Here is a 2,786-nt window from a genome sequence, read left to right as displayed (position 1 = left end):
GGCGGGTTGTTGTTTAAAAGACCCCGCCGCGCTGGGCGATCGTGCTATAAATCCCACACCCCTCTCGGGGTTTGCGCCCCCGGCTGGGGCCACCGCCGCCGGTTCGGGCCCCACCCGGGGGGGCGGCGCTCACCAGTGCCAACCCAAGGCTTCGTCCGGGGCCATCTCGGAAGCCTTGAGTCGTCTCAGTGTGTCGATTTATAAAACCGACTAGACGGTTTGTAAAGTTCAAAAACGCGGGCATGGCACATTTGGCCGCAGGCGCGGCTTTGGGCAGCGATCGGCGGGAAATCGTTAACGATGAATCAGGCGCGCTTGCGCGGCGTTGCGGCCTTTGCCGCCGAAGGCGCGCCGGATTTGGCGGTGCGCTTGGCGCCCGGCTGCGCGAGGCCGGTCCACTGCGCGTCGTCGAGCAGACGCGCGAACAGCCGCTGGTGCTCGTCCTTGCTGAGCGGTGACATGCCGAACAACGAGCTCAGCAGGAGTCCCATCGCGCCGGCCCAGCGCAGCATCGCGAGATCAGGATCAGTGGCCTCTTCCCTGATCGCCGCCATCCTCTCCATCTCGCGCTCGCGCGGCAGCGCCATCAGGCTCGGATTCTCGACCATGGCCGCAACCAGCGCCAGCGCGGCAGAATTCGGCGAGGTGGCCGCTTCGCGCACGGTCGCGAGCTGGGTCGCCAGATTGGGATTCGCGGAGGTCGCGCTCACCTTTGCCATGGTGCTGGTGGCGAACTCCTCGAAATGCGCCATCTGCCGGTCGAGCAACGCCTTCAGCACCGCTTCTTTGGTGCGGAACTGATGCATCACGCCGCCCTTGCTGAGTCCGCTCTCGCGCGCGATCGCATCCAGCGTCAGCCGGCCCGGCCCGGCGCGCGCGATGATCGCGATGGCCGCTTCGAGTGCGGCGTTACGGGATCGTTCGGAGCGGCTGGCATTGTCCATGGCCGACTTGTCTCCGTGACAAGACAATGAATCAAGTGAAAACAGGACGCGCTGTACATTTTTTGTGCGAACACTGTCGAGACTTTCATCTTGCGGCCCCGAATGAGACTGTGTGAGCCTCGATACCGGATGGGGACTGGGATGGGCCGGCCGGAGCTTTGCGCGCCATGACGTGCGAAGCGTTCTCGGCCGGTCTCGCTTGAGAAAGATACGACATGCCAAAACGAGTGTTGCTTGGTGCCCTCCTGGCTTGCGGCCTCACGGCCTCGGCGCTGGCGCAAGAGCCGAGGACGGGGGGCGTGATCAACGCCGTGATCCAGCCCGAGCCGCCCGGCCTGATGCTTGCGCAGGTCCAGAACGGCCCGACTCAAATGGTCTCGGGCAACATCTTCGAGGGCCTGCTGCGCTACAGCCCCAAGCTCGAGCCGCTGCCGGAGCTTGCCGAAAGCTGGAGCGTCAGCGAGGACGCCAAGACCTACACCTTCAAGCTCAAGAAGGGCGTGACCTGGCATGACGGCAAGCCCTTCACCGCCGCCGACGTCCTGTTCTCGATGGAGATGCTGAAGCAGACGCATGCGCGTGCCCGCACCAATCTGGCGCAGGTCGACAAGATCGAGACGCCGGACGACTATACGGTGGTGTTCACGCTGAAGCAGCCGTTCGGACCGTTCCTCGGCATCTTCGAGGTCGGCTCGATGCCGATGGTGCCGAAGCATCTCTATGAAGGCACCGACTGGAAGACCAACCCCTACAACAACGCGCCGGTCGGCACCGGCCCCTTCATGTTCAAGGAGTGGCAGAAGGGCTCGTTCATCCGCCTGGTCAAGAACCCGAACTACCACGAAAAGGGCAAGCCCTATCTCGACGAGATCTACTGGCAGATCATTCCCGACGCCGCCGCGCGCTCGGTGGCGTACGAGACCGGCAAGGTCGACGTGCTGCCCGGCGGCTCGGTCGAGAATTTCGACGTGCCGCGGCTGTCCAAGCTGAAGGACACCTGCGTCACCGGCGCCGGCTGGGAGTTCTTCTCGCCGCTCGCCTGGCTATGGCTCAACAACCGCCAGGGTCCGCTCGCCGACAAGCGGGTGCGGCAGGCGATCATGTTCGCGATCGACCGCGATTTCGCCAAGGACGTGATCTGGAACGGGCTCGGCAAGGTGGCGACAGGCCCGTCCGCCTCGACCATAAGGTTCTACACCGACGACGTGCCGAAATACCCTTACGATCCGGCCAAGGCCAAGGCGCTGCTGAAGGAAGCCGGCTACAAGGGCGAGAAGATCCGCCTGCTGCCGCTCGCCTATGGCGAAACCTGGCAGCGCTGGGGTGAAGCCGTGAAGCAGAACCTCCAGGACGTCGGCATGAACATCGAGACGATCGCCACCGACGTTGCCGGCGGCAACCAGAAGATCGGCGACTGGGACTACGACATCGCCTTCACCTATCTCTACCAGTATGGCGATCCCGCGCTCGGCGTCGGCCGCAATTATATCTCCAGCAACATCGCCAAGGGGCAGGTCTTCAACAACGTCGAGGGCTACTCCAACCCGGAGATCGACAAGCTGTTCGCCGACGGCGCGACCGCGACGCCGGACTCGAAGCGCAAGGAGATCTACGAGAAGGCGCAAAAAATCCTGGTCGAGGACGTGCCGGTGGCCTGGATGCTCGAACTGCAATTCCCGACCATCACCCGCTGCAAGGTCAAGAACCTGATCACCACGGGGATCGGCGTCAATGACGGCTTCAAGGACGCATGGCTGGACAAGTGATGACTGCCCTCTTCACCTCTCCCCGCTCTTGTCCGCCGAAGCCTCGACGAAGGCGGATGCGGGGAGAGGGTTGGGG

General features: G+C 63.7%; 2 protein-coding genes. One reads left to right on the top strand and one right to left on the bottom strand.

What is annotated here, in order from left to right; all coding sequences use genetic code 11:
• Positions 1–305 precede the first annotated feature (305 nt).
• A complete protein-coding gene (locus AC0L3X_RS36510) occupies positions 306–944 on the bottom strand; it encodes a TetR/AcrR family transcriptional regulator (protein WP_063980797.1) in 639 nt (212 codons plus the stop codon).
• A gap of 215 nt (positions 945–1,159) precedes the next feature.
• Here AC0L3X_RS36510 and AC0L3X_RS36505 point away from each other — a divergent pair, with 215 nt between their 5' ends.
• Positions 1,160–2,710, top strand: coding sequence for an ABC transporter substrate-binding protein (locus AC0L3X_RS36505; protein WP_063980796.1), 1,551 nt, complete (start codon positions 1,160–1,162; stop codon positions 2,708–2,710).
• Positions 2,711–2,786: the final 76 nt, after the last annotated feature.

Source organism: Bradyrhizobium sp. MI1.7, from assembly GCF_055811795.1.
The sequence above is the reverse complement of the archived record's forward strand: the minus strand, read 5'-3'. Positions and strand labels throughout refer to the sequence as shown.

Coding starts and splice junctions, on each gene's coding strand:
- AC0L3X_RS36510 (WP_063980797.1), bottom strand. CDS start 944: ATGGACAATGCCAGCCGCTCCGAACGATCCCGTAACGCCGCACTCGAA.
- AC0L3X_RS36505 (WP_063980796.1), top strand. CDS start 1,160: ATGCCAAAACGAGTGTTGCTTGGTGCCCTCCTGGCTTGCGGCCTCACG.